We start from the raw sequence: 23,940 nt of genomic DNA on the forward strand, positions 1-23,940 counted from the left end.
TCAGTCTCAAAAATGCAAGCCGACCGGATTGCCTGTCGCCGGTTCACGCGGATTATGACAAAGAATGCAAGATCGGTTGGTCGCCGTGGGCCGCGCGTCATGCGGGGCGCGGCCCACGGCGCGGGGAGCCGGGCCCCGGCCGGCACGGCGCGGCGATGCGCGCGCACGTCGAAGGCGCACGCATGCCGTAGTCGCTGCCGGTTACGTCCCCGCTTTGCCGGTCGCGCCGGCTGCATCGCCGGGCGTCGGGTTCGCCGGGCACGGGACGAGCGGCGCGGCGGACTTGCCGCCGGAAGCCGTCGCGGCCGGCCCGCCACGCCGCGCGGCCAGCGCGCGCACGCCGGCGGCCGCCTGCGTCGCGATCGCGTCGAGCGCGCGCCGATGACCGGCGACGAGCGCGTCGTAGCCGTCGCCGACCGGCTCGGCGACGCTCGTGCGGCAGGTCATCACAACCTGCGTGCCGACCGCGCGCACGCTCCACACCGCGTCGATCGCCGCGCGCTGGCCGGGCCAGGATTCGAAGCGCTGCACGTTGACGCTGACCCGGTACACGGGCACGCCCGCCGGATACGCGGAATTCACGACGTCGATCGTGCCGAGCTGCGCGGCCAGGTCGTCGGACAGCGCGCGGCGGATCTCGTCGGCGGGCGGCGACGCCCAGCGCTCCAGCTCGAGCACGTCGACCTGCGCTGCGTTCTTCTGCACGACGAGCTGGCTCTTCGCGACCTGCTCGGGCACGCCGACGGACGGCACCTCGATCAGGAACGGCGGGTTGGCGGGCGCCGTGCGCACCGCGAGCGCCGCGTCGGCGGGGGTGAGCGTGTAGAACCGCGCGGGCGGCGAGCTGCACGCGGCGAGCGCCAGCGCGGCGAGTACCGCCGCCGCGCCGCTCGCGAAACCGTTCACGCGTGTCGTCATTGCTTGTCTCCTGGCTTGCCCTTGAGCAGCGATTCGGGGTGGCGCTCCAGATAGTCCGAGAGCGCGTTCAGCGATTGCAGCGTGCGCGTGAGTTCCTTCAGCGCGCCGCGCACGTCGGACTGCAGCGGCGAATCCTGCTGCAGCGTCGCCTCGGCGGCCGAGAAGGTCTGCTTCGCGGCCGACAGCGTGTCGCGCGCCTCGGGCGCGACCTGCGTGTCGAGCTGCTTGAACAGCTTGTCGGCGTTCGCGAGCGTGCTGTTCAGGTTTGCGCCGATCTGCTCGAACGGCACCTTGTCGAGCTTTTTCGCGATGTCGGCGACCACCACCTGCAGCTCCTCGAGCTCGTTCGGCACGGTCGGCAGCTCGAGCGGCTGGCGCGCCGGATCGATCTTCGCGGTCGCCGCCTTCGGGAAGAGGTCGAGCGCGACGTAGAGCTGGCTCGTCAGCAGGTTGCCGGTGCGCAGCTGGCCGCGCAGCCCGCGCTCGACGAGTCGCTCGACGATCCCGCGGCGGGCGGCCTCGCCCTTGCTCTGGGTCGTTTCGCGGAAGCGCTGGCCGAGCCGTTCCGGATAGATGTTCATCGTCACCGGCATTGTGAAGTTCTTCGCCTTCGGATCGTAGTCGATGCCGATGTTCGTGACCTCGCCGAGCACGATGCCGCGGAAGTCGACCGGCGCGCCGACCGCGAGCCCGCGCAGCGACTGGTTGAAGTTCATCACGACCTGCAGCGGCGGGCCGTCCGGCTCGCGCATCGCGTCGGCCTCGTCGGAGCCGAGGTGGAACACCGTGTTGTTCGGTGCGGTCGTGCCGTTCGTCTGGTTCGGCGGCGCCTGGAACGCGATGCCGCCGAGGATCACGGTCGCGAGCGACTGCGTGTTCAGCTTGAAGCCGCTCGAGTCGAGCCGCAGGTCGACGCCGCTCGCCTGCCACCAGCGCGAATTCATGCCGACGTACTGGTCGTACGGCGCGTTGACGAACACGTTGAAGGTCACGCCCGTGCCGTCCTTGTCGAGCGCGAAGCCGACCACCTGGCCGACCTGCACGCGCCGGTAGTAGACCGGCGAGCCGATGTCGACCGAGCCGAGCGACGCGCCGCGCAGCACGTACTGCGTGCCCTTCTGGTCGCCGGTGACGGCCGGCGGCGTCTCGAGGCCCGTGAAGTCGGTTTGCCCTTCAGGCGAGCGGCCGGCGTCGACGCCGATATACGCGCCCGACAGCAGCGTGCCGAGCCCCGACACGCCGGTCGCGCCGATCCGCGGACGCACGACCCAGAAGCGCGAGCCCTTGACCGCGAAGTCCTCGGCTTCCTTCTTGAGCTGCACGTCGACCAGCACGCGCGCCAGGTCCTTCGACAGCGAGATCGTCTTGACGATGCCGATCTCGACGTCCTTGTACTTGACCTGGGTCTTGCCGGGCTCGAGGCCCTCGGCGCTGCGGAAGCTGATCGTGATTTCGGGGCCGCGCTCGCGCACGGACTTGATCACGAGGCCGATGCCGATCAGCGCGGCGATCAGCGGCACGAGCCAGACGAGCGACGGCAGCCAGCCGCTCTTCGACGAGATCGCCGGATCGGGTGGCCGGGGCCGGTCGTGCTGCGGGCCTTGCGGACTATTCATGGTGTTTCCCTGAGGTTGCGACGGGATCCCAGATCAGGCGGGGATCGAACTGCATCGACGCCAGCATCGTGAGGATCACGACCGAGCCGAACGCGAGCGCGCCGGGGCCGGCCGTGATGGTGGCGAGCGATCGGAAGTGGACGAGCGCGACAGTGAGCGTCACGACGAAGATGTCGAGCATCGACCAGCGGCCGATGCGCTCGACGATCCGGAACAGGCGCGTGCGCTGCAGCGGCCGCCACGGCGAGCGGCGCTGCGCGCTGATCACGAGGATCACGAGCACGCCGAGCTTGAGCATCGGCACGAGGATGCTCGCGACGAACACGACGACGGCGAGCGGCCAGTCGCCCGATACCCAGAACAGGACCACGCCGCTCATGATCGTGTCCTGCTGCGAGCCGACGAGCGACGCGGTGCGCATGATCGGCAGCAGGTTCGCCGGAATGTAGAGGATCGCGGCCGCGATCAGCAGCGCCCAGGTGCGCGCGATGCTGTTCGGCGTGCGGAAATGGAGCGCGGCGCCGCAGCGTGCGCAATGCGCGTGTGCGCGCGTGCGGTCGAGCGGCTGCACGAGGCCGCACGTGTGGCAGCTGGCGAGGCCCTCGCGGGCGGCGGTCGGCGTCGTCATCGGCGGGGCGTCTCCGGCAGCGGCGCTTCGTCCTCGCGGAACCCGGCGCGCAGGTCGTCGGCGATGTCCCACAGCCTCTGCGGATCGAACATCAGCACGACCGCGATCATCAGCGTCAGCGCGGCGAACGCGAACAGCGCGGCTTCCGGCACGACGCGCGCGATCGTGACCATCTTCACGATGGTCACGACGATGCCGAGCATGAACACCTCGATCATCCCCCACGGGCGCACCAGCTGGATCGCGCGCAGCACGAAGTTGAACCCGGGCGGCACGTGCCCGCGCTGCATCGGGAACAGCAGGTACAGCAGCGCGGCCATCTCGACGAGCGGAAACAGCACGGTCGAGCAGAACACCATCACGGCGACGAGCGCCATGTCCTGGCGCCACAGCGATTCGATCGCGCCGAGCAGCGTCGTCTGCACGCGGTTGCCGTTCACGTCCATCTCGAGGATCGGGAACGCCTGCGCGATCACGAACGTGATCAGCCCCGCGAGCGCGAGCGCGCAGATCCGCTCGAGCTGGGCCGAGCTGCTGCGGTACAGCACCGCGTCGCAGCGCGGGCAATGCGCGACGTCGCGGCCGCTAAGACGCGGTTTGTGCAACAGTGCGTCGCATTCGTGGCAGGCAATCAGGTCGTTTCGTTGCATGGGGAAGGCGGTTGAGCGACGGCAGGGACACGCGTCGGCGGGGCCGGAACCCGCGCCAATCTTACCAAAACGCGCTTTTTGCGGTGTCAACACCGGGATCGGATGTGACCGGTCGGTCACGCCGGGAACGGGGCCGCGCGGGCGGCCGTGTCCGTGGTGAGAGTCCGCGCGCGACAAAAGGTTGCGGTAGCATGGCGCCCTTGGCATGCGTCGGACGATTGACGGCGCGGCCGTTTGCTGAATTGAGGAATCCATGGCATCGAATTCGCTGCCGGCCGCACCGGCCCGCTATACGAGCACCGCGATCGCGCTGCACTGGCTGATCGCGCTGCTGATCGTCTGCGGTTTCGCGCTCGGCTGGGTGATGACCGACATCCCCGGCTTCACGCCGACGAAGCTCAAGTATTTCTCGTGGCACAAGTGGATCGGCGTGACCGTGTTCGCGCTGGCGGCCGTGCGCGTGCTGTGGCGCGCGACCCACCTGCCGCCGCCGGCGCCCGCGGGCATGCCCGCGCTGCAGCGGATCGCCGCGCATGGCGTGCACATGCTGCTGTACGTGCTGATGATCGTGATCCCGGTGACGGGCTACCTGTACAGCTCCGCGTCGAACATTCCGGTCGTGTATCTCGGCATCGTGCCGCTGCCGCGCCTGATCGACCCCGATCCGGCGCTGAAGGAAACCTTCAAGACACTCCACGTGTCCTTGAATTACATTTTGCTTGCGCTCGTCGCGCTGCACGTGCTCGCGGTGGTCAAGCATCAGTTGTTGGACCGTGACGGCCTGCTGTCGCGGATGCTCCCCTCTGCCAAATGAAGGATCCCATGAAAGTGTCTTTCTCCCGCTCCGTACTGGCCGCATTCGCCGCGGCGTCGTTCGCCGCATCGGGCGCCGCGCATGCCGACGTCGATCTGGCGAAAAGCAAGGTGTCCGCCGTGTCGAAGCAGATGAACGTGCCGACCGAAGGCGTGTTCAAGAAATTCAGCGCGCAGGTCAAGTTCGATCCCGCGAAGGCCGCGCAGGGCAGCGCGCAGGTGGCGATCGACATTGCGAGCTACGACCTCGGCGACAAGATGTACAACGACCAGGTCGCCGGCAAGGACTGGTTCGACGCGAAGGCGTATCCGCAGGCGACCTTCCAGTCGACCGCGATCGCGCCCGCCGGCGGCAACAAGTACAACGTGACCGGCAAGCTGACGATCAAGGGCAAGACCGAGACGCTGACCGTGCCTGTCACCGTCACGCAGAGCGGCGCGACGCAGGCCTTCGACGGCGTGCTGCCGATCAAGCGCTCGGCGTTCAACGTCGGCACCGGCGAATGGAAGGACACGTCGATTGTCGCCGACGAGGTGCAGATCAAGTTTCATATCGTTGCCGCGAAGTAAGCGCGGCGGCGTGGCATCACAACCCGAAGCCGCACCGGCGTGCGGCGACGTTCCAAGGAGATTGAATTGAGCAAGCATCTGATGATCGCGGCGGGCGCGCTCGCCGCAGCCCTGTCGTTCCCGGCGTTCGCCGACGTGTCGACGTACCAGTTCGACCCGACCCACACGTACCCGAGCTTCGAGGCCGACCACTTCGGCGGCCTGTCCGTGTGGCGCGGCAAGTTCGACAAGTCGAGCGGCACGGTGACGCTCGATCGCGCCGCGAAGACGGGCACGGTCGACGTGACGACCCAGCTCGGGTCGATCAGCACCGGCAACACGAAGCTCGACGAGCACCTGCAGACGAACGAGTTCTTCGACGTCGCGAAGTACCCGGACGCGGTCTACAAGGGCACCGTGAAGTTCAAGGGCGACAAGCCGGCCGAGGTGGTCGGCAACCTGACGCTGCATGGCGTGACCAAGCCGCTGACGCTGAAGATCGATTCGTTCAAGTGCATGCCGCACCCGATGCTCAAGCGCGAAGTGTGCGGCATCGACGCGGTGGGCGAGTTCAACCGCGACGAATTCGGCCTCGACTACGGCAAGCAGTACGGCTTCAAGATGCAGACCAAGCTGCTGATCACGGCAGAAGCGGTCAAGCAGGACGCCGCCAAGCAGTAAGCCGGGCCGCGCCGGCGCCGGTCGCGCCGGCCGCCTGCGAGAAACCGCCGCGCTCCGTTGCCGGGCGCGGCGGTTTTTTATTGCGCGCCGCCGGCGCGCCGGCAGCGCAGGCGGGCCGTCTATAATCGCCCGAACCGTCGACGGCGGCGCGCGGGCCGCACCGCCGCGCGAATGCGAACGAACAACAAGGACAAGGAGATTGCCCATGCATGCCGCTGTCACGCCGTCTCGTTCCATCGCCTCGTCGCCGCGCGTGTGGCGCGCGGTCGTCGCCGCGTCGATCGGCAATGCGCTCGAGTGGTTCGACCTCGTCGTCTACGGCTTCTTCGCGGTGACGATCTCGAAGCTGTTCTTCCCGGCCGGCAACGACGCGGTGTCGCTGCTGTTCACGCTCGGCACGTTCGGCGTGTCGTTCTTCATGCGGCCGCTCGGCGCGATCGTGCTCGGCGCGTATGCTGACCGCGCGGGCCGCAAGGCGGCGCTGACGCTGTCGATCCTGCTGATGATGGCCGGCACGCTGATCATCGCGGTGCTGCCGACCTACGGCACGATCGGCGTCGCCGCGCCGCTGATCCTCGTCGCCGCGCGGCTGCTGCAGGGTTTTTCGGCGGGCGGCGAGTTCGGCAGCGCGACCGCGTTCCTCGCGGAGCACGCGCCGGACCGGCGCGGCTTCTTCGCCAGCTGGCAGGTTGCGAGCCAGGGCCTCACGACGCTGCTCGCGGCGGGCTTCGGCACCGTGCTGAACGCGCAGCTCACGGCCGCGCAGATGGCCGCATGGGGCTGGCGGATTCCGTTCTTCTTCGGGCTGCTGATCGGGCCCATCGCGTACTACATCCGCGCCAAGGTCGACGAGACGCCGGAATTCCTCGCGGCCGGGAGCGCCGAGCATCCGCTGCGCGACACGTTCGCGTCGCACAAGGCGCGCCTGGTTACGTCGATCGGCGTGATCGTGCTCGGCACCGTCGCGACCTATCTCGTGCTGTTCATGCCGACCTACGGCGTGAAGGAACTGGGCCTTTCGCCGTCGGCCGCGTTCGCGGCGATCCTCGTCGTCGGCGTGATCCAGATGGGGTTCGCGCCGTTCGTCGGCCACTGGTCGGATCGTTACGGCCGCGTGCGCGTGATGGTCGCGCCGGCCATCGGCATCCTCGTGCTGATCCATCCGGCGTTCGCGTATCTGGTCGCGCATCCGGGCTTCGGCGCGCTGATCGCGGTGCAGATCGTGCTCGCGTTCCTGATGACCGGCTATTTCGCGGGGCTGCCGGCGCTGCTGTCCGAGGTGTTTCCGGTACAGGCCCGCACGACGGGGATGTCGCTCGCGTATAACGTCGGCGTGACGATCTTCGGCGGCTTCGGGCCGTTCATCATCGCGTGGCTGATCCGCGCGACCGGGATGAAGACCGCGCCGAGCTTCTACCTGATGTTCGCGGCGGTGCTGAGCCTCGCGGCGCTGGTCGTGCTGCGCAGGCGGTTCGGGTTTCGGTGACGCGGAGGAGGGCGGTGCGCAAAAACAAAAAGACCGGTTCGAGAGAACCGGCCTTTTCCGTTTGCCGAAGCAGCGACGCGCTTACACCTGCGCGCCCGCGTTCGGATCGTCCGGATCGTGCGCGAGCTTCTTGTCCTTGATCAGGTCTTCGCGCTTGATGCCGAGCCACATCGCGAGCGAGCCCGCGACGAACACCGACGAGTAGATGCCGAACAGAATGCCGACCGTCAGCGCGAGCGCGAAGTAGTGCAGCGTCGGGCCGCCGAAGAAGAACATCGACAGCACCATCATTTCGGTCGACGTGTGCGTGATGATCGTGCGCGACATCGTGGTCGTGATCGCGTGGTTGATCACTTCCTGCACGGTCATCTTGCGTTCGCGGCGGAACGTCTCGCGGATCCGGTCGAAGATGACGACCGACTCGTTCACCGAGTAGCCGAGCACCGCGAGGATCGCGGCGAGCACCGCGAGCGAGAACTCCCACTGGAAGAACGCGAAGAAGCCGAGAATGATCACGACGTCGTGCAGGTTGGCGATGATACCGGCGACCGCGTACTTCCATTCGAAGCGGAACGACAGGTAGATCACGATGCCGATCACGACGCACGCGAGCGCGAGCAGGCCGTCGGTCGCGAGCTCCCGGCCGACCTGCGGGCCGACGAACTCGACGCGCTGCAGCGTGACGTCCGGGCTTTGCGCCTTCAGCGCGGTCATCACCTGGTCGCTCTGCTGCGCGGACGTGAGGCCCTGCTTGAGCTGCAGGCGGATCAGCACGTTGCGCGACGTGCCGAAGTTCTGCACCTGCGCGTCGGCGTAGCCGAGCTTGCCGAGCGTCGCGCGCACGGGCTCGAGCTGCGCGGCCTGCTGGTACTGGACCTCGATCACCGTGCCGCCGGTGAACTCGACGGACAGGTGCAGCCCGCGATGGAGCAGGAAGAACACGGCGGCGAGGAACGTGACCAGCGAGACCACGTTGAACACCAGCGCGTGCCGCATGAACGGGATGTCTTTACGGATGCGGAAAAATTCCATGATCGTCTCCGGGGCCTTATTGGGTCGAGCCCGGTTTCTTCGGCGGCAGGCCCGCCTGCGCGCGGTTGCGCAACTGCGGCTTGCCGGCGCGCGGCGCGTTGCCCTTCGCGGGCGCGGCGAGCTTCGCGGCGCGCGCGGTGTCGGTCGATTCGTCCGCGGCGTCGAACGACGCGGCGCCGGCGGTCACGCCTTCCGGCTTCCACACCTGGCCGATCGCGAGCGACTTCAGCTTCTTGCGGCCGCCGTACCAGAGGTTGACGAGCCCGCGCGAGAAGAACACCGCGGAGAACATCGACGTCAGGATGCCGAGGCAGTGCACGATCGCGAACGCGCGCACCGGGCCCGAGCCGAACGCGAGCAGCGCGAGGCCGGCGATCAGCGTCGTGACGTTCGAGTCGAGAATCGTCGCCCACGCGTGCGAGTAGCCGGCCTGGATCGCGAGCTGCGGCGGGTGGCCGGCGCGCAGTTCCTCGCGCACGCGCTCGTTGATCAGCACGTTCGAGTCGATCGCCATGCCGAGTGCGAGCGCGATGGCGGCGATGCCGGGCAGCGTCAGCGTCGCCTGCATCAGCGACAGCACCGCGACCAGCAGCAGCAGGTTCACCGACAGGCCGATCACCGAGATCATGCCGAACAGCATGTAGTACAGGGCCATGAACACGGCGATCGCGGCGAAGCCCCAGATCACCGAGTGGACGCCCATCTTGATGTTGTCGGCGCCGAGGCTCGGGCCGATCGTGCGTTCCTCGATGATGTCCATCGGAGCGGCGAGCGAGCCGGCGCGCAGCAGCAGCGCGAGGTCGGCCGCGGCCTGCGGGGTCGGCTGGCCGGTGATCTGGAAGCGGTCGCCGAGTTCCGACTGGATCGTCGCGACGGTCAGCACCTCGCCCTTGCCCTTCTCGAACAGCACCATCGCCATCGGCTTGCCGATGTTCTCGCGCGACACCGCGCGCACTGCGCGGCCGCCTGCCGAATCGAGGCGGATGTTGACCGACGGGCGCTGGTGCTCGTCGAAGCCGGCCGACGCGTCGATGATGCGGTCGCCGGTGAAGATCACGTCCTTCTTCAGCAGCACGGGCGCCTGGTTGCCCTGCGTGAACAGCTCCTCGCCCGGCGGCACGGGGTCGTTCGGGTTCGGGTGCGTGTTGATCGGATCGGCGAGGCGCGCTTCGAGCGTCGCGGTGCGGCCGATGATGTCCTTCGCCTTCGCGGTGTCCTGCACGCCCGGCAGCTCGACGACGATGCGGTCGCTGCCCTGCTGCTGCAGGATCGGCTCCGACACGCCGAGCTCGTTGACCCGGTTGTGGAGCGTGGTGAGGTTCTGCTTGAGCGCCGCGTCTTCGACGGCCTTCTGGACGGCCGGCGTGAACGTGCCGACCACCTGGACGCCGCCGCCGCCGGGCTGGGTTGCCCATTGCAGCTCGGTGACCGACGACGCGAGCACCTTGCGGGCGTCTTCGGCCGTCTGCGGATCGCTGAAGTTGACGACGACGGATTGATCGACGCGGCTCACGCCGCCGTCGCGGATGTTCTTGTCACGCAGCAGCGTGCGGGCGTCGGACGCGTCGGAATCGAGCTTCTTCGTCAGCGCGCCCGTCATGTCGACCTGCAGCAGGAAGTGGACGCCGCCGCGCAGGTCGAGGCCGAGATACATCGGCAGCGCGTGCAGTGCGGTCAGCCAGCGCGGCGACGCGCTCTGCAGGTTCAGCGCAACGACGTACTGCGGATCGTTCGGGTCGGCGTTCAGCGATTTCTGCAGCAGGTCCTTCACGCGCAGCTGCGTATCGGTGTCCTTCAGGCGCACGCGGATGTTCGCGTTGGCGGCCGTGTTCTCGAAGGTGACGTCGTCCGGCTTGATCTGCGCGGTCGTCAGCGCGGCTTCGACCTGGCTCAGCGTCGCCGAGTCGAGCTTGACCGTGGCCTTGCCGCTCGACACCTGCACCGCCGGCGCTTCGCCGAAGAAATTGGGCAATGTGTACAGAAAGCCGATGGCGAGCGCCACGACCATCACGACATATTTCCAGATTGGGTAACGATTCATGAGGGGGCCGAACGGGGTAGTTGGCTTGAAAGCGTCGCGTCCGGCGCCGCGGCGGCCCGCTTCTCGGGCGGGCGCGGCGCGGGGAGCCGGACGCTCGGACCAGGGCTTACAGCGACTTGATCGTGCCCTTGGGCAGAATGGTCGTGACAGCGGCCTTCTGCACGGTGATTTCGGTGCCTTCGGCGATCTCGACGCCGATGTAGGCTTCCGACACCTTGGTCACCTTGCCGACAAGCCCGCCGCTCGTGACGACCTCGTCGCCCTTGGCCATGGCCGAGAGCATGTTGCGGTGTTCCTTCTGACGCTTCATCTGCGGGCGGATCATGATGAAATAGAGCACGGCGAACATCAGGATGAGCGGCAGGAAGCTCATCAGGCTCGATTCGGCGCCACCCGCGGCACCTTGCGCGAAGGCATTGGAAATGAACGGCACGTTGGTCTCTCCGTAAGGGAAGATCGAAAATTAAGCCGGATATTCTACCACCGGCCCCAAGCCGCGACGGCGTGGCAAATGCGCTTTGGGATCAAGCTGTTAAAGCGGAAATCGGCGCCATTGCGGCTTGTTAAGAAAGGCAATTGTAATATTTGCCGGTCCGGGTCGATAGTTTTCCGGACTTTTTTTAGTACCCGTCTCAATCCGCGGGCCGCGCCGGCGTGTCGCGCGGCCCGCCGGCCCGTCAGTCGACGCCTCTCGCGCGGTCCTCCGCGAAGCGCTGGCGGAACGCGTCGAACGTGTGGGTCTCGATCGCCTCGCGGATCTCGCTCATCAGCTGCAGGTAGTAGTGCAGGTTGTGGATCGTGTTGAGCTGCGCGCCGAGGATCTCGCCGACGCGGTGCAGGTGGTGCAGGTAGCCGCGCGAGAAGTTCCGGCACGTGTAGCACGCGCAGCTCGGGTCGAGCGGCTTCAGCGAATTCTTGTGCGTCGCGTTGCGGATCTTCACGTCGCCGAAGCGCGTGAACAGCCAGCCGTTGCGCGCGTTGCGGGTCGGCATCACGCAGTCGAACATGTCGATGCCGTTGGCGACGCCGTCGACGAGGTCCTCCGGCGTGCCGACGCCCATCAGGTAGTGCGGCTTGTGCGCGGGCAGCTTCGGGCCGACGTGCCGCAGCACCCGCATCATGTCTTCCTTCGGCTCGCCGACCGACAGCCCGCCGATCGCGAGGCCGTGGAAATCCAGCTCGGCGAGGCCCGCGAGCGATTCGTCGCGCAGGTCCTCGAACATCCCGCCCTGGACGATCCCGAACAGCGCGTTCGGGTTGCCGAGCCGGTTGAACTCGTCGAGCGAGCGCTTCGCCCAGCGCAGCGACATCCGCATCGAGTCGGCCGCTTCCTTGTGCGTGGTCGGCACGCCGTTGGTCGCGTAGGGCGTGCACTCGTCGAACTGCATCACGACGTCCGAGTTCAGCACCTTCTGGATCTGCATCGACACTTCCGGCGACAGGAACAGCTTGTCGCCGTTGATCGGCGACGCGAACGTGACGCCGTCCTCGGTGATCTTGCGCAGGTCGCCGAGCGAGAACACCTGGAAGCCGCCCGAATCGGTCAGGATCGGCTTGTTCCAGCCCATGAAGCCGTGCAGGCCGCCGTGCGCGTCGATCGTGTCGAGGCCCGGGCGCAGCCACAGGTGGAACGTGTTGCCGAGGATGATCTGGGCCTTGATCTCGTGCAGCTCGCGGGGCTGGATCGCCTTCACGGTGCCGTAGGTGCCGACCGGCATGAAGATCGGCGTCTCGACGACGCCGTGGTTGAGCGTCACGCGGCCGCGCCGCGCGTGGCCGTCGGTCGTCAGCAGGTCGAATTTCAGGCCGTTGTGCGGGCGGATGTGGGCGTGCGTATCGTGATCGTGGGATGAGCCTTCGGTCATCGCTTTGTTCTCCTTGCCACCGGAAAACAGTCCGGCGCATGTTGGAAACACCGCCGGGATGCCGGCGGCGGTAAAAAAAATCGGATGCGCGCTACTGTAGCGCGCTGCGCAGGTGGCCGGCCGCATGCGGCCGGCGCGCGATGCTTACGCTTCCGGCGCGCTGCGCCGCGTGAGCAGCATCGCGTCGCCGTAGCTGAAGAAGCGGTAGCGTTGCTCGATCGCGTGCCGGTACGCGGCGCGGATCGTCTCGACGCCCGCGAACGCCGAAACGAGCATCAGCAGCGTCGACTTCGGCAGGTGGAAGTTCGTCACGAGCCGGTCGACCACGCGAAACGCGTAGCCGGGCGTGATGAAGATGTCGGTCTCGGCCTGCGTCGCCGCGAGCGGACAGCCCGCGGCGTCGGCGTCGCGCGCCGCGGCTTCGAGCGCGCGCATCGACGTCGTGCCGACCGCGATCACGTTGCCGCCGCGCGCGCGGGTCGCGGCGATCTTGTCGACGAGCGACTGCGGCAATTCGTACCACTCGCTGTGCATCTTGTGCTCGGCGATGTTGTCGACCCGCACCGGCTGGAACGTGCCCGCGCCGACGTGCAGCGTCAGCGTCGCGCGCTCGACGCCCATCGCGTCGAGCTTCGCGAGCAGCGGCTCGTCGAAGTGCAGGCCGGCCGTCGGCGCGGCGACCGCGCCCGGGTTGCTCGCGTAGACGGTCTGGTAGCGCGTCTCGTCGGTCGCGTCGGGATCGTGCTCGATGTACGGCGGCAGCGGCAGGCGGCCGTATTGCTCGATCAGCGTCAGGCACGGCGCCGGGAAATGCAGCGTGAAGAACGGTTCGACGCGCTCGCCGACCGTCACGTCGAACGCGTCGGCCAGCGTCAGCGTCGTGCCGGGCCCGGGCGACTTGCTCGCGCGGATCTGCGCGAGCGCGGTGTGGGTGCCCGTCACGCGCTCGATCAGCACCTCGACCTTGCCGCCGCTCGCCTTGTGGCCGAAGAAGCGTGCCTTCAGCACCTTGGTGTCGTTGAACACGAGCAGGTCGCCGGCCGCGATGCACGACGGCAGCTCGGCGAAATGGCGATCGACGAGACGGGCCGGCGCGGTCGTGTTGTCGACCTCGAGCAGGCGGCTCGCGGTGCGGTCGGGCAGCGCGGTTTGCGCGATCAGCTCGGGCGGCAGAATGAAATCGAAATCGGAAAGCGTGAGCATGCGGGCTGGTTCGAAGCGGCCGGCGCGCGCTGCCGATAGGCTAAAACGCGTAAATGGGGCGCGCGAGCCGCTATGATGGCGGAGTCGCGGCTTGGCCGGCGTCGCTCGTTCGGACGACGTGAAAGCCGCTATTGTACTTGCGAAGCCCTCTGCCGATCCGATGCCTGTGTCACCACGCCGTTCCACCGCCGCCGCCGTTGACGATTCCGCCGACCCGTTCGACGCGGGCGAGGCCGTGCCGCCCGCGCCCCGCACGGGGGCGCGCCGCGCGGCGCCGCGTCGTGGCGCGGACGGCCGGCTCGCGCAGCCGGCGGCGGCCGCGCCCGACGTGACGGCTGAGCCTGCTGCATCAGAGCCTGCCGCGGCCGAGCCGGCGGCCGCGCCGAAGCGCAGGAAGGCCGCGGCCGACAAGCCGGTGAAGACTGCCGACAAGCTCGCGAAGCTCGGCCTCACGCGCTCGATCGATCTCGTGCTGCACCTGCCGATGCGCTACGAGGACGAGACCACGCTCACGCCGATCGACGCGCTGCTGCCCGGCGGCATCGCGCAGACGGAAGGCGTCGTGTTCGACAACGAGGTCGCATACCGGCCGCGCCGCCAGCTCGTCGTGAAGATCCAGGACGACGACGGCGCGCAGCTCGTGCTGCGTTTCCTGAATTTCTACGGCTCGCAGGTCAAGCAGATGGCCGTCGGCCAGCGGCTGCGGGTGCGCGGCGACGTGCGCGGCGGCTTCTTCGGGATGGAGATGGTGCATCCGGCGGTGCGGGTCGTCGACGAAAACGCGCCGCTGCCGCAGGTGCTCACGCCGGTCTATCCGAGCACGGCGGGCGTGTCGCAGGCGTACCTGCGCAAGGCGATCGAGAACGCGCTCGAGCGCACGCCGCTGCCGGAGCTGCTGCCGCCCGAGATCGACCGCACGTACCTGCAGCCGCTCGACGTGCCGTCGCTCGCGGACGCCGTGCGGATCCTGCATCACCCGGGCGTCGACTCGGACGAAGCCGCGCTGATGGACGGCTCGCATCCCGCGTGGACGCGCATCAAGTTCGACGAGCTGCTCGCGCAGCAGCTGTCGCTCAAGCGCGCGCACGAGGAGCGCCGCACGCGCGCCGCGCCGGCGATGCCGCGCCGCGCGGCGGGCGACGCCGGCGCGTTGACGACGCGGCTCTACGCGGCGCTGCCGTTCACGCTGACGGGCGCGCAGGCGCGCGTCGTCGACGAGATCGCGCACGACCTGACGCTGCCGCACCCGATGCAGCGCCTGTTGCAAGGCGACGTCGGCAGCGGCAAGACCGTGGTCGCGGCGCTCGCGGCCACGCAGGCGATCGACGCCGGCTACCAGGCCGCGCTGATGGCGCCGACCGAAATCCTTGCGGAGCAGCATGCGCGCAAGCTGCGCGGCTGGCTCGAGCCGCTCGGCGTGTCGGTCGCGTGGCTCGCGGGCAGCCTGAAGGCGAAGGAAAAGCGCGCGGCGATCGAAGCCGCCGCGCTCGGCACCGCGCAGCTCGTGATCGGCACGCACGCGATCATCCAGGATGCGGTCGAGTTCGCGCGGCTCGGCCTCGTGATCGTCGACGAGCAGCATCGCTTCGGCGTCGAGCAGCGCCTTGCGCTGCGCGCGAAGGCGGCGAACGCCGCGGACGGTGCGCAGGGTTTCCAGCCGCACCAGCTGATGATGTCCGCGACGCCGATCCCGCGCACGCTCGCGATGACCTACTACGCGGATCTCGACGTGTCGACGATCGACGAATTGCCGCCGGGCCGCACGCCGATCCTGACGCGCCTCGTCGGCGACGCGCGGCGCGAAGAGGTGATCGCGCGGGTGCGCGAGGCTGCGCTGACGGGCCGCCAGGTCTACTGGGTCTGCCCGCTGATCGAGGAAAGCGAGACGCTGCAGCTGCAGACGGCCGTCGAAACCTACGAGACGCTCGTCGCCGCGCTGCCCGAGCTGAAGGTCGGGCTCGTGCACGGGCGCCTGTCGACCGCCGACAAGGCGACGGTGATGGACGCGTTTACGCGCAACGAGGTGCAGCTGCTCGTTGCGACGACGGTGATCGAGGTCGGCGTCGACGTGCCGAACGCGTCGCTGATGGTGATCGAGCACGCGGAGCGCTTCGGCCTCGCGCAGCTGCACCAGCTGCGCGGCCGGGTGGGGCGCGGCACCGCGGCGTCGGTGTGCGTGCTGCTGTACAGCGGGCCGCTGTCGCTCGCGGGCCGCGCACGGCTGAAGACGATGCGCGAGACCACCGACGGCTTCGAGATCGCGCGGCGCGACCTTGAGATCCGTGGGCCCGGGGAATTCCTCGGCGCGCGCCAGTCGGGCGCGGCGATGCTGCGCTTCGCGAACCTCGAAACCGACGGCTGGCTGATCGAGCCGGCCCGCGAAGCGGCGGCGCGGCTGATCGCCGCGTACCCGGACGTCGTCACGCAGCATCTCGCGCGCTGGCTCGGCGCGCGCGAGCAGTACCTGAAAGCGTGATGGCAGATTGAGGGCCGGATTTAAAAACGCCGTTTTGCGTGTCGCGATGCGGAGAAACTTGGCGAACCGGTGCCACAGGGTGTATAAAATAAACCTATCGCCTGTATATATTTGATTGACCCGCAATGACACTGACTGAACTGAAATACATCGTCGCAGTCGCGCGCGAGCGGCATTTCGGCCGCGCGGCCGAAGCGTGCTTCGTGAGCCAGCCGACGCTGTCGGTGGCGATCAAGAAGCTGGAAGACGAGCTCAACGTACAGATTTTCGAGCGCGGCGCGAGCGAAGTGAGCGTCACGCCGATCGGCGACCAGATCGTCACGCAGGCACAGCGCGTGCTGGAACAGACCTTCGCGATCAAGGAGATCGCGAAGCAGGGCAAGGACCCGCTCATCGGGCCGTTCCGGCTCGGCGTGATCTATACGATCGGACCGTACTTGCTGCCGACGCTCGTCAAGCAGATGATCCAGCGCGTGCCGCAGATGCCGCTGATGCTGCAGGAGAACTACACGCTCAAGCTGCTCGAACTGCTGAAGCAGGGCGAGATCGACGCCGCGATCATGGCGCTGCCGTTCCCGGAAACGGGGCTGATGGTGCGGCCGCTGTACGACGAGCCGTTCGTCGTCGCGCTGCCGGCCGGCCATCCGTGGGAGAAGCGCCACCAGATCGACGCGGAGGATCTGAAGCAGGAGACGATGCTGCTGCTCGGCAACGGCCATTGCTTTCGCGATCACGTGCTCGGCGTGTGCCCGGAACTGATGCGCTTCTCGCAGACGGCCGACGGCATCCAGAAGACCTTCGAGGGCTCGTCGCTCGAAACGATCCGCCACATGGTCGCGAGCGGCGTCGGCATCACCGTGCTGCCGCGGATGTCGGTCACCGAGATCGGTCCGCGCGCGAACGGCCCGGACGCCGAACTGCTGTCGTACGTGCCGTTCAACGAGCCGGTGCCGGACCGCCGCGTCGTGCTCGTGTGGCGCAAGAGCTTCACGCGGATGCCCGCGATCGACGCGATCAGCGAGGCAATCGCCGCGTGCGAACTGCCGGGCGTCGCGAAGCTCGACATGCCGGCGACGATGAACTGAGCGGGCGCGGCCCGTGGTCGCAGTTCAGGGGCGGGGCCTTGCGGCCCCGTTTATTTTTGTCTATCGTATAGATGAAATTTATTGATTTCAAAAAATCAATAGCAATGTATAGAATCCTCTGCATGGATCGAGCGGCGCCGCGCACTGGCCCGCATGTTCAATGCAAGCGTCAAAGGAGGATGTCATGATGCACTCGGTCATGCAGCACGCGCAGCGGAACATCCCGTCGCGCGGAAAGGTCGTCGTTCGCGCCAGGGCCGCGATCCGGAGCTTGCGCCCGATTGCGTTCGCCTACCTGGCGGAGCGCACGTACGGCGGCTGAGCGCGCCGCCCGGCCCGGCATCGATTCCGGCATCACGTAGTACACGGGAGAGGGTCTCCTGTTTTTTTCCCCGCAGTGACCGTCCGCCGACGGTGCCGGTTTCCGGGCCGAGCAGGCGGACGCAGATGATCATAGGAGAAGACGCATGTCGACTGAAAGCAAGTGCCCGTTCCATCACGCCGCAGCCGGCGGCACGTCGAACAAGGACTGGTGGCCCGAACAGCTGAACCTGAACATCCTGCACCGGCATGCGTCCGTGTCCGATCCGATGGACGCGGATTTCGACTATGCCGAAGCATTCGGGAAGCTCGATCTCGCGGCGCTCAAGCAAGACCTCCGCGCGCTGATGACCACGTCGCAGGACTGGTGGCCGGCCGACTTCGGCCACTACGGCGGCCTGTTCATCCGCATGGCGTGGCACAGCGCCGGCACGTATCGCACGGGCGACGGCCGCGGCGGCGCGGGCGGCGGCCAGCAGCGCTTCGCCCCGCTCAACAGCTGGCCCGACAACGGCAACCTCGACAAGGCGCGCCGGCTGCTGTGGCCGATCAAGCAGAAGTACGGCCGCAACATCTCGTGGGCCGACCTGATGATCCTCGCCGGCAACGTCGCGCTCGAATCGATGGGCTTCAAGACCTTCGGCTACGCGGGCGGCCGTGCGGACACGTGGGAACCGGACGACGTGTACTGGGGTGCGGAAAAGATCTGGCTGGAGCTGAGCGGCGGCCCGAACAGCCGCTACTCGGGCGACCGTGATCTCGAGAACCCGCTGGCCGCCGTGCAGATGGGCCTGATCTACGTGAACCCGGAAGGCCCGGACGGCAACCCCGACCCGATCGCCGCGGCGCGCGACATTCGCGAGACCTTCGCGCGGATGGCGATGAACGACGAGGAAACCGTCGCGCTGATCGCGGGCGGCCATACGTTCGGCAAGACCCACGGCGCGGGTCCCGCGTCGAACGTCGGCGCCGAGCCGGAGGCTGCGGCCATCGAGGAGCAGGGGCTCGGCTGGAAGAGCAGCTACGGCACCGGCAAGGGCAAGGACGCGATCACGAGCGGGCTGGAAGTCACGTGGACGACCACGCCGACGCAGTGGAGCAACAACTTCTTCGAGAACCTGTTCGGCTACGAATGGGAGCTGACGAAGAGCCCGGCCGGCGCGCACCAGTGGGTTGCGAAGGGCGCCGACGCGGTGATTCCGGACGCGTTCGACCCGTCGAAGAAGCACCTGCCGACGATGCTGACGACCGACCTGTCGCTGCGCTTCGATCCGGCGTACGAAAAGATCGCGCGACGCTTCTACGAGAACCCGGACCAGTTCGCCGACGCGTTCGCCCGGGCGTGGTTCAAGCTGACGCACCGTGACATGGGCCCGCGCGCCCGCTATCTCGGCCCGGAAGTGCCGGCTGAGGCGCTGCTGTGGCAAGACCCGGTTCCGGCCGTCGACCACACGCTGATCGACGCCGCCGACGTCGCGGCGCTGAAAGGCAAGATTCTCGCGTCGGGGCTGTCCGTGTCGGAGCTGGTGTCGACCGCGTGGGCGTCGGCGTCGACGTTCCGCGGCTCCGACAAGCGTGGCGGCGCGAACGGCGCGCGCATTCGCCTCGTGCCGCAGAAGGACTGGGAAGCGAACCAGCCCGCGCAGCTGGCGAAGGTGCTGGCGACGCTCGAAGGCATCCGCGGCGCGTTCAACGACGCGCAGACGGGCGGCAAGCAGGTGTCGCTCGCGGACCTGATCGTGCTGGCCGGCGCCGCGGGCGTCGAGCAGGCTGCGAAGAACGCGGGCCAGACGGTGACGGTGCCGTTCGCGCCGGGCCGCACGGACGCGTCGCAGGAGCAGACCGACATCGAAGCGATGGCGGTGCTCGAGCCGCCCGCGGACGGCTTCCGTAACTACCTGAAGGGCAAGTACCGGGTGCCGGCGGAGGCGCTGCTGGTCGACAAGGCGCAGCTGCTGACGCTGACCGCGCCGGAAATGACGGTGCTGCTGGGCGGGCTGCGCGTGCTGGGCGCGAACGTCGGGCAGAGCGCGCATGGCGTGTTCACGGACCGGCCGGAGGCGCTGACCAACGACTTCTTCGTGAACCTGCTCGACATGGGCACGGAGTGGAAGCCGGTCTCGGCCGACAACGACGTGTTCGAAGGGCGCGATCGCGCGACGGGCAAGGTGAAGTGGACCGGCACGCGCGTGGACCTGGTGTTCGGCTCGCACTCGCAGCTGCGGGCGCTGGCCGAGGTCTACGGCAGCGCGGATGCGCAGGAGAAGTTCGTGCGCGACTTCGTCGCGGTCTGGAACAAGGTGATGAACCTCGACCGCTTCGACCTCGCGTAATCGCGACGCATCGCTGTTGACGCACTGACAGCGGGAAACGGCCGGTCGCGAGACCGGCCGTTTTCGTCTGAGGGATGGGTTTTGTGGTTCTCTTTGAAGGAGTAACGACCATGACGCAATTGATGCTGGATAGGCGCGTCGCGCTCGCCGCGCCGGTGACGCGCGCGCCCGCCGCCGCGCTGCGGCGCTTCGTCGGTTTCGCGATCGCCGGCAGCGGCGCGGCCGTGCTGGTCGCGCAGGCGCTGCACCACGTCGCCGCCGTCGCGGCCGGTTGAGCGCGCGAACCGGTTTCGCTCAAGGGGACCGATCACGATCCCCGCTGCGCAGGCGCCGGGCGCGAGCCGCCCCGACATGACGCGAACTGCCGCCCGGCTCTAAAATGCCGGGGTTATCTTCCCGGTGCTTCGCCATGCTCGCCCGCTTTCCCCTTTATCTACGGCTCGTCCGGATGGACAAGCCGATCGGCAGCCTGCTGCTGCTCTGGCCGACGCTCAACGCGCTGTGGATCGCGTCGAACGGCCAGCCGCGCTGGTCGCTGCTCGTGATCTTCGCGCTCGGCACGCTGCTGATGCGTTCGGCCGGCTGCGCGATCAACGACTACGCCGACCGCGACTTCGACCGTCACGTGAAGCGCACGGCCGACCGTCCGCTGACGTCCGGCAAGATCCGGGCGTGGGAAGCGATCGCGATCGCGGTCGGGCTGGCGCTCGTCGCGTTCCTGCTGATCCTGCCGCTCAATACGCTGACGAAAGAGCTGTCGGTCGTCGCGGTGATCGTCGCGGGCACCTATCCGTTCATGAAGCGCTTCTTCGCGATCCCGCAGGCGTACCTGGGCATCGCGTTCGGCTTCGGCATCCCGATGGCGTTCGCGGCCGTGCAGGACACGGTGCCGATGCTCGCGTGGGTCATGCTGATCGCGAACGTGTTCTGGTCGGTCGCCTACGACACCGAATACGCGATGGTCGATCGCGACGACGACATCAGGATCGGCATCCGCACGTCGGCGCTCACGTTCGGCCGCTTCGACGTCGCGGCGGTGATGGCGTGCTATGCGGTCACGCTCGGCATCTACGTGTGGGTCGGGCTGACGCTCGGCTTCGGCCTCGTCTACTGGGCGGGGTGGGCGGCTGCGGCGGGCTGCGCGGTGTATCACTACACGCTGATCAAGGATCGCGAGCGGATGCCGTGCTTCGCCGCGTTCAGGCACAACAACTGGCTCGGCGGCGTGCTGTTCGTCGGGATCGCCGCGCATTACGCGGTGGCCGGGCTCTGAGCGCCGGTAACGGCGGCGCATCCTGCGCCGGAAAAGAGAAAGCGGCCTGCGGGCCGCTTTTCTGTTTGCGCGAAGGGTTGAGCGGGTGCGGAGCCGCAACCGCCCCGCACGTTCCGCTCAAGCGCGCCCGAGCTCGTCGCCCATTTCCTTCGCGCGCGCCTCGGCCGCGAGCGCGCCGCGCACGATCGCTTCCTTGACCCCCTGCGCGTCGAACGACGCGAGCGCGGCCGCCGTCGTGCCGCCCTTCGACGTCACGCGCTCGCGCAGCACGCTGGCCGGCTCGCCGGATTGCGCGGCGAGCTGCGCGGCGCCCGTGAACGTCGCGACCGCGAGCGCGCGGCCCTGCTCGTCGTTCATCCCGAGGCGGCGCGCCGCTTCCTGCAGCGCTTCGATGAAATAGAACACGTATGCGGGGCCGCTGCCCGAGATCGCGGTGACCGCGTCGAGCTGCGACTCGTCGTCGAACCAGACGATCTCGCCGACCGCGCCGAGCACGTTCGACGCCAGTTCGCGGCCCGCCGCATCGACGCCCGGCAGCGCGGCGAGACCCGTCACGCCCATGCCGACGAGCGCCGGCGTGTTCGGCATCGTGCGCACGACGCGCGGATAGTCGCCGAGCCAGCGCGCCAGGTCCGCGCCGCGGATGCCGGCCGCGATGCTGATCACGAGCTGCGAGGTCAGGTGCGGCGCGAGCGCCTGCGCGACGTCCTTCAGCACTTGCGGCTTGACCGCGAGCACGATCGCGTCGTAGCCGGCGACCGCCGCGTCGACCGCCGCGCCGGTGCGGATGCCGAATTGCTGCGCGGCGCGCGCGCGCACGTCTTCGTTGACGTCGATCGCGTACAGGCCGTCCGCGCCGACGCCGCGCTTGACGAGGCCGCCGATCAATGCCGCGGCCATGTTGCCGCCGCCGATGAATGCAATCTTCATGATGTCGGGAATGAGAAGTGGATCAATGGGAATAGTCGCGCGCGCCGAAGATCGCGGTGCCGACCCGCACGATCGTCGCGCCTTCGAGCACGGCCGCCTCGAGATCGGCGGACATGCCCATCGACAGCGTGTCGAGCGGCAGCCCGTCCGCGCGCAGCGCGTCGAACAGCGCCCGCAGCGCGCGATGCGGCGCGCGCTGCGCTTCGGCGTCGCCCGCGGGTTCGGGAATCGCCATCAGGCCGCGCAGCCGCAGCGACGGCAGCGCGGCCACCGCGTGCGCGACCTCGGCGACGTCAGCCGGCGCGACGCCGCTCTTCGACGCCTCGCCGCTGATGTTCACCTGCACGCACACGTTGAGCGGCGGCAGGTGCGCGGGCCGCTGCTCGGCGAGCCGCTGTGCGATCTTCAGCCGGTCGATCGAATGCACCCAGTCGAAGCGCTCGGCGACGGGGCGCGTCTTGTTCGACTGCAGCGGTCCGATGAAATGCCATTCGAGCGCCGCGCGCAGATCGGCGAGTGCGTCGATCTTGTCGATCGACTCCTGCACGTAGTTCTCGCCGAACGCGCGCTGGCCGGCTGCGTGCGCGGCGCGCACCGCATCGGCGGGAAAGGTCTTCGAGACGGCGAGCAGCGTGACGGCGGCGGGGTCGCGCCCGGCCGCGCGGGCGGCGTCGGCGATGCGGCGGTGGACGGATTCGAGGTGAACGGCGAGATCGGACATGACGGGCGCGAGAGCAGGCACTGGAGCGGTCGCGCCGCCGACGCGCGGCGCTTCGATGCGCATCATTATACGGACGCAGTGCCCGTTAGCCGTACAGCAGGTGCTCGACCAGCTGGACCCAGTGCGCGACCGGAATCGGCGTGCCGCTTTGCAGGTGCGCGATGCAGCCGACGTTCGCGGAGACGATCATCTGCGGCTCGAGCGCCTGCAGCTTCGCGAGCTTCTGCTTGCGCAGCTTGTACGACAGCGACGGCTGCGTCAGCGAATAGGTGCCGGCCGAGCCGCAGCACAGGTGGCTGTCGGCAGGCAGGCGCACGTCGATGCCGAGCGTCTCGAGCAGCCGCTCGACCTTGCCGCGCGATTGCTGGCCGTGCTGCAGCGTGCACGGCGGGTGGTAGGCGACGGTGTGGATCGCGCGGCGCCGCGCGAGCGTCGCGAGCTCGGCCTCGAACGCGAGCAGCACGTCGGACACGTCGCGCGTCAGTGCAACGATGCGCTGCGCCTTCTCCGCATAGGCCGGATCGTCGCGCAGCAGGTGCGCGTATTCGAGCACCGTCGCGCCGCAGCCGGACGCGTTCATCACGATCGCCTCGGCGCCCTGTTCGACGTAGGGCCACCAGGCGTCGATGTTGCGGCGCGCGTCGTCGAGCGCCTCGTCGTGATAGTTCAGGTGCAGCCGGATCGCGCCGCAGCAGCCGGCCTCGGGCGCGACGATGGTCTCGACGCCGAGCGCGTCGAGCACGCGCGCGGTCGCGATGTTGATGTTCGGCAGCATCGACGGCTGCACGCAGCCGGCCAGCATCAGCATCTTGCGGGGATGGGTGCGGTTCGGCCATTCGAGCAGCTTCGTGCGCGGCGGCACCTTGTCGCGCAGGCGCTTCGGCAGCAGCGGCCGCACGTGCTGGCCGAGCCGCATCACCGGCGAGAACAGCGCGCTGTTCGGCACGAAGCTCGCGAGCGCGCGGCGCACGAGCCGCTGCGACAGCGGGCGCCGCACCTGCGCCTCGACGTGCTTGCGGCCGATCTCGACGAGGCGGCCGTACTGGACGCCGGACGGGCAGGTCGTCTCGCAGCTGCGGCACGTGAGGCAGCGGTCGAGATGCTGCTGCGTGCTGCGCGTCACGGGTGCGCCTTCGACCATCTGCTTGATCAGGTAGATGCGCCCGCGCGGGCCGTCGAGCTCGTCGCCGAGCAACTGGTAGGTCGGGCAGGTCGCGGTGCAAAACCCGCAATGCACGCACTTGCGCAGGATCGCGTCGGCTTCGTCGCCGTCGGGCGTATTGCGGATGAAATCGGCGAGGTTCGTCTGCATCGAGCCC

Annotated in this window: 22 protein-coding genes; 10 read left to right on the forward strand and 12 right to left on the reverse strand. The window is 68.4% G+C overall.

The genetic code is table 11. From position 1 onward, the window contains the following. Positions 1-201: 201 nt before the first annotated feature. From ACFIMZ_RS03920 to ACFIMZ_RS03935, 4 genes are read right to left on the reverse strand one after another with little or no spacing between them, the layout of a single operon-like run. A complete protein-coding gene (locus ACFIMZ_RS03920) occupies positions 202-918 on the reverse strand; it encodes a PqiC family protein (protein WP_431821476.1) in 717 nt (238 codons plus the stop codon). Continuing rightward, positions 915-2,534, reverse strand: coding sequence for an intermembrane transport protein PqiB (locus tag ACFIMZ_RS03925; RefSeq protein ID WP_431821477.1), 1,620 nt, complete (start codon positions 2,532-2,534; stop codon positions 915-917). Before ACFIMZ_RS03925 ends, ACFIMZ_RS03920 begins: the two co-directional genes overlap by 4 nt. Beyond that, positions 2,527-3,162 carry a paraquat-inducible protein A gene (locus ACFIMZ_RS03930; RefSeq protein WP_431821478.1) on the reverse strand — a complete coding sequence of 212 codons (636 nt, stop codon included), beginning with the start codon at positions 3,160-3,162 and terminating at the stop codon, positions 2,527-2,529. The genes ACFIMZ_RS03925 and ACFIMZ_RS03930 overlap by 8 nt, the downstream gene beginning before the upstream one ends. Beyond that, on the reverse strand, positions 3,159-3,812 hold the full coding sequence (locus tag ACFIMZ_RS03935) for a paraquat-inducible protein A (protein WP_431821479.1): 654 nt from the start codon (positions 3,810-3,812) through the stop codon (positions 3,159-3,161). Before ACFIMZ_RS03935 ends, ACFIMZ_RS03930 begins: the two co-directional genes overlap by 4 nt. Positions 3,813-4,065: 253 nt before the next feature. Between ACFIMZ_RS03935 and ACFIMZ_RS03940 the strand changes: the two genes are divergently transcribed. The 4 genes from ACFIMZ_RS03940 to ACFIMZ_RS03955 all read left to right on the forward strand — a co-directional run bounded on the left by ACFIMZ_RS03940 (position 4,066) and on the right by ACFIMZ_RS03955 (position 7,341). Continuing rightward, complete coding sequence (locus ACFIMZ_RS03940; protein WP_095400228.1) at positions 4,066-4,626, forward strand: cytochrome b; 561 nt, start codon at positions 4,066-4,068, stop codon at positions 4,624-4,626. A gap of 8 nt (positions 4,627-4,634) precedes the next feature. Next, positions 4,635-5,195: a YceI family protein gene (locus ACFIMZ_RS03945; RefSeq protein ID WP_431821480.1), complete on the forward strand. Its 561-nt coding sequence runs from the start codon at positions 4,635-4,637 to the stop codon at positions 5,193-5,195. 66 nt (positions 5,196-5,261) lie between these two features. Beyond that, positions 5,262-5,855: a YceI family protein gene (locus tag ACFIMZ_RS03950; protein ID WP_431821481.1), complete on the forward strand. Its 594-nt coding sequence runs from the start codon at positions 5,262-5,264 to the stop codon at positions 5,853-5,855. A gap of 205 nt (positions 5,856-6,060) precedes the next feature. Then, positions 6,061-7,341 carry an MFS transporter gene (locus ACFIMZ_RS03955; protein ID WP_431821482.1) on the forward strand — a complete coding sequence of 427 codons (1,281 nt, stop codon included), beginning with the start codon at positions 6,061-6,063 and terminating at the stop codon, positions 7,339-7,341. 81 nt (positions 7,342-7,422) lie between these two features. On the opposite strand, the gene secF is transcribed toward ACFIMZ_RS03955, so the two are convergent. The 5 genes from secF to queA form a co-directional block, all read right to left on the reverse strand. After that, the gene (gene secF, locus ACFIMZ_RS03960) at positions 7,423-8,373 is read right to left on the reverse strand and encodes a protein translocase subunit SecF (RefSeq protein WP_431821483.1); all 951 of its coding nucleotides are present in this window, start codon (positions 8,371-8,373) and stop codon (positions 7,423-7,425) included. A 16-nt stretch (positions 8,374-8,389) separates the two neighbouring features. Further along, positions 8,390-10,414 (reverse strand): protein translocase subunit SecD, encoded by a 2,025-nt coding sequence (secD, locus tag ACFIMZ_RS03965; RefSeq protein ID WP_431821484.1) that lies wholly within the window; start codon positions 10,412-10,414, stop codon positions 8,390-8,392. A 106-nt stretch (positions 10,415-10,520) separates the two neighbouring features. Then, positions 10,521-10,847, reverse strand: coding sequence for a preprotein translocase subunit YajC (gene yajC, locus ACFIMZ_RS03970; protein WP_010091397.1), 327 nt, complete (start codon positions 10,845-10,847; stop codon positions 10,521-10,523). A gap of 244 nt (positions 10,848-11,091) precedes the next feature. Continuing rightward, positions 11,092-12,279 (reverse strand): tRNA guanosine(34) transglycosylase Tgt, encoded by a 1,188-nt coding sequence (tgt, locus tag ACFIMZ_RS03975; RefSeq protein WP_431821485.1) that lies wholly within the window; start codon positions 12,277-12,279, stop codon positions 11,092-11,094. Positions 12,280-12,423: 144 nt separating this feature from the next. Further along, the gene (queA, locus tag ACFIMZ_RS03980) at positions 12,424-13,482 is read right to left on the reverse strand and encodes a tRNA preQ1(34) S-adenosylmethionine ribosyltransferase-isomerase QueA (protein WP_431821486.1); all 1,059 of its coding nucleotides are present in this window, start codon (positions 13,480-13,482) and stop codon (positions 12,424-12,426) included. 160 nt (positions 13,483-13,642) lie between these two features. On the opposite strand from queA, the gene recG reads away from it, so the two are divergent. From recG to ubiA, 6 genes are all read left to right on the forward strand, one after another. Next, complete coding sequence (gene recG, locus ACFIMZ_RS03985; protein ID WP_431821487.1) at positions 13,643-15,958, forward strand: ATP-dependent DNA helicase RecG; 2,316 nt, start codon at positions 13,643-13,645, stop codon at positions 15,956-15,958. A gap of 125 nt (positions 15,959-16,083) precedes the next feature. Then, positions 16,084-17,043 (forward strand): hydrogen peroxide-inducible genes activator, encoded by a 960-nt coding sequence (locus ACFIMZ_RS03990; protein WP_431821488.1) that lies wholly within the window; start codon positions 16,084-16,086, stop codon positions 17,041-17,043. Between the two features lie 184 nt (positions 17,044-17,227). Then, positions 17,228-17,365: a hypothetical protein gene (locus tag ACFIMZ_RS03995; RefSeq protein WP_431821489.1), complete on the forward strand. Its 138-nt coding sequence runs from the start codon at positions 17,228-17,230 to the stop codon at positions 17,363-17,365. A gap of 145 nt (positions 17,366-17,510) precedes the next feature. Continuing rightward, complete coding sequence (gene katG / locus ACFIMZ_RS04000; RefSeq protein ID WP_431821490.1) at positions 17,511-19,697, forward strand: catalase/peroxidase HPI; 2,187 nt, start codon at positions 17,511-17,513, stop codon at positions 19,695-19,697. A 110-nt stretch (positions 19,698-19,807) separates the two neighbouring features. Beyond that, a complete protein-coding gene (locus ACFIMZ_RS04005) occupies positions 19,808-19,972 on the forward strand; it encodes a hypothetical protein (RefSeq protein ID WP_431821491.1) in 165 nt (54 codons plus the stop codon). Between the two features lie 134 nt (positions 19,973-20,106). Then, a complete protein-coding gene (gene ubiA, locus ACFIMZ_RS04010; protein ID WP_431821492.1) occupies positions 20,107-20,970 on the forward strand; it encodes a 4-hydroxybenzoate octaprenyltransferase in 864 nt (287 codons plus the stop codon). 117 nt (positions 20,971-21,087) lie between these two features. Here ubiA and proC read toward each other — a convergent pair whose 3' ends face one another. The 3 genes from proC to glcF form a co-directional block, all read right to left on the reverse strand. Next, positions 21,088-21,900 carry a pyrroline-5-carboxylate reductase gene (gene proC / locus ACFIMZ_RS04015; protein WP_431821493.1) on the reverse strand — a complete coding sequence of 271 codons (813 nt, stop codon included), beginning with the start codon at positions 21,898-21,900 and terminating at the stop codon, positions 21,088-21,090. Between the two features lie 22 nt (positions 21,901-21,922). Then, entirely contained in the window at positions 21,923-22,621 is a 699-nt protein-coding gene (locus tag ACFIMZ_RS04020) for a YggS family pyridoxal phosphate-dependent enzyme (RefSeq protein ID WP_431821494.1), read from the reverse strand. A gap of 85 nt (positions 22,622-22,706) precedes the next feature. Continuing rightward, entirely contained in the window at positions 22,707-23,933 is a 1,227-nt protein-coding gene (gene glcF, locus ACFIMZ_RS04025; RefSeq protein ID WP_431821495.1) for a glycolate oxidase subunit GlcF, read from the reverse strand. Between the last annotated feature and the right edge of the window lie 7 nt (positions 23,934-23,940).

This window comes from Burkholderia sp. F1, from assembly GCF_050813845.1.
In the GTDB taxonomy this organism is placed as follows: Bacteria; Pseudomonadota; Gammaproteobacteria; order Burkholderiales; family Burkholderiaceae; genus Burkholderia; species Burkholderia ubonensis.

Coding starts and splice junctions, on each gene's coding strand:
- proC (WP_431821493.1), bottom strand. CDS start 21,900: ATGAAGATTGCATTCATCGGCGGCGGCAACATGGCCGCGGCATTGATC.
- recG (WP_431821487.1), top strand. CDS start 13,643: ATGCCTGTGTCACCACGCCGTTCCACCGCCGCCGCCGTTGACGATTCC.
- ACFIMZ_RS03945 (WP_431821480.1), top strand. CDS start 4,635: ATGAAAGTGTCTTTCTCCCGCTCCGTACTGGCCGCATTCGCCGCGGCG.
- ACFIMZ_RS03955 (WP_431821482.1), top strand. CDS start 6,061: ATGCATGCCGCTGTCACGCCGTCTCGTTCCATCGCCTCGTCGCCGCGC.
- glcF (WP_431821495.1), bottom strand. CDS start 23,933: ATGCAGACGAACCTCGCCGATTTCATCCGCAATACGCCCGACGGCGAC.
- ACFIMZ_RS03925 (WP_431821477.1), bottom strand. CDS start 2,534: ATGAATAGTCCGCAAGGCCCGCAGCACGACCGGCCCCGGCCACCCGAT.
- ACFIMZ_RS03930 (WP_431821478.1), bottom strand. CDS start 3,162: ATGACGACGCCGACCGCCGCCCGCGAGGGCCTCGCCAGCTGCCACACG.
- ACFIMZ_RS04020 (WP_431821494.1), bottom strand. CDS start 22,621: ATGTCCGATCTCGCCGTTCACCTCGAATCCGTCCACCGCCGCATCGCC.
- ACFIMZ_RS03990 (WP_431821488.1), top strand. CDS start 16,084: ATGACACTGACTGAACTGAAATACATCGTCGCAGTCGCGCGCGAGCGG.
- ACFIMZ_RS03940 (WP_095400228.1), top strand. CDS start 4,066: ATGGCATCGAATTCGCTGCCGGCCGCACCGGCCCGCTATACGAGCACC.
- ACFIMZ_RS03935 (WP_431821479.1), bottom strand. CDS start 3,812: ATGCAACGAAACGACCTGATTGCCTGCCACGAATGCGACGCACTGTTG.
- ACFIMZ_RS03995 (WP_431821489.1), top strand. CDS start 17,228: ATGATGCACTCGGTCATGCAGCACGCGCAGCGGAACATCCCGTCGCGC.
- secF (WP_431821483.1), bottom strand. CDS start 8,373: ATGGAATTTTTCCGCATCCGTAAAGACATCCCGTTCATGCGGCACGCG.
- tgt (WP_431821485.1), bottom strand. CDS start 12,279: ATGACCGAAGGCTCATCCCACGATCACGATACGCACGCCCACATCCGC.
- ACFIMZ_RS03920 (WP_431821476.1), bottom strand. CDS start 918: ATGACGACACGCGTGAACGGTTTCGCGAGCGGCGCGGCGGCGGTACTC.
- ubiA (WP_431821492.1), top strand. CDS start 20,107: ATGCTCGCCCGCTTTCCCCTTTATCTACGGCTCGTCCGGATGGACAAG.
- secD (WP_431821484.1), bottom strand. CDS start 10,414: ATGAATCGTTACCCAATCTGGAAATATGTCGTGATGGTCGTGGCGCTC.
- katG (WP_431821490.1), top strand. CDS start 17,511: ATGTCGACTGAAAGCAAGTGCCCGTTCCATCACGCCGCAGCCGGCGGC.
- queA (WP_431821486.1), bottom strand. CDS start 13,482: ATGCTCACGCTTTCCGATTTCGATTTCATTCTGCCGCCCGAGCTGATC.
- ACFIMZ_RS04005 (WP_431821491.1), top strand. CDS start 19,808: ATGACGCAATTGATGCTGGATAGGCGCGTCGCGCTCGCCGCGCCGGTG.